Genomic DNA, 1,607 nt, shown 5'->3' on the forward strand with positions numbered 1-1,607 from the left:
GACCACGGCGACACACCCGCCCGCTCGAACGCCTCCCACGACGTCTCCAACAACAACCGCTGCTGCGGATCCATCGCCAACGCCTCACGCGGCGAGATCCCGAAGAACGCGGGGTCGAAGTCGGCCACACCCTCCAGGAAGGCACCGAGGTTGACGGTCGCGGTACCGGGGTGGTCCGCATCCGGGTGGTAGAGCCGCTCCAAGTCCCAGCCGCGGTCGGTCGGGAACGGGCCGACCGCGTCGGCCTCGCCCATCACCAACTGCCAGAGCCCCTCCGGCGACAGCACCCCACCCGGGAACCGGCACGCCATACCCACGATCGCGATCGGCTCGTCCACCACCACACCAGTAGAGACCGCCGGAAGCCCGATCTCCGGTTCCCCACCCGTGAGTTGCAGAACGAGATGCCGTGCCAGCACCACCGGGGTCGGCTGGTCGAAGATGACGGTCGGGGCCAGCGTGAGGCCGGTGGTGGTGGCCAGACGGTTGCGCAGCTCGACCGCCATCAGCGAGTCGAAGCCCAACTCCTTGAACGCACGGTCCGGTTCGACGGCCGTGGCCGACTCATGGCCGAGCGCGGCGGCCGCGGCGGCACGCACCAGCTCGATCAGCTGACGCTCACGCTCCGCCGGGGTCAACTTCGCCAGTCGGGCGGCGAATTCGGACTGCTGGGCGGCAGTCGTGGCCACGCCCCTCTGCTCGGGCAAGGTCCCCGCCTCGGGGAGCTCAGCGAAGAACTCGCTGCTGCGCAGCGCCGTGAAGGCGGGTGCAAAGCGCTGCCAGTCGACGTCGGCCACCACGGAGGTGGCATCCTCACCCGAGAGTGCCGACTCCAGCGCGAGCAGCGCACTGGCGGGGGCCAGCGCCCCGAGCCCGCGCCGGGCCAGCTCACCGGCGGCAGCACCACGCGCCGCCATGCCGACCTCACCCCACGGGCCCCAGGCCACCGACAGACCGGCCAACCCGCGCCCGCGCCGCGCAGCCACCAGCGCGTCCACGAAGGCGTTACCGGCGGAGTACGCCGCCTGGCCGCCACTGCCCCAGATGCCCGAGATCGAGGAGAAGACCACGAAGGCGTCCAACTCGCGCTCGCCCAGCAGCTCGTCCAGCAGCGCCGCGCCGCACACCTTCGCCCCAACGACGGCGGCGAACTCCTCAGCGGTGAGGTCGGCCAGAGCCTGGCCAGTGTCCAGGCCGGCGGCGTGGACCACCGCGCGCAGCGGCTCCTCCGCCAGGTCGATCTCAGCCAGCAACGCGGCAAGCGCCTGCCGGTCGGCCACGTCGCACGCAGCCACCGTCACCCGCGCACCCAGCCCACGCAACTCCGCCGCCAACTCACCCGCGCCCGGAGCCTCCAGACCCCGCCGGCCGGTCAGCACCACATGCCCTGCCCCACCACGCACCAACCAACGCGCAACCTCACCACCGAGACCACCCGTACCACCGGTCACCAGCGCCGTACCAGACGTACGCCAGCCGTTGCCGGAAGCCACAGCTGTCGCCCGCGCCAACCGCCGGGCGAAAACACCCGAACCACGCACCGCCACCTGGTCCTCACCCGCCTGCGCCAGCACCCCGGCCAACCGCACACCCGCCCGGTCGTCCAG

At 72.1% G+C, this 1,607-nt stretch carries 1 protein-coding gene; it reads right to left on the minus strand.

All coding sequences use genetic code 11. The features are described 5' to 3' along the window. Positions 1–1,607: type I polyketide synthase (locus ABT095_RS38745; protein ID WP_350534335.1), on the minus strand; the 1,607-nt coding region annotated here is incomplete at both ends.

The sequence above is a fragment of the Kitasatospora sp. NPDC002227 genome (assembly GCF_040296285.1).
In the GTDB taxonomy this organism is placed as follows: domain Bacteria; phylum Actinomycetota; class Actinomycetes; order Streptomycetales; family Streptomycetaceae; genus Kitasatospora.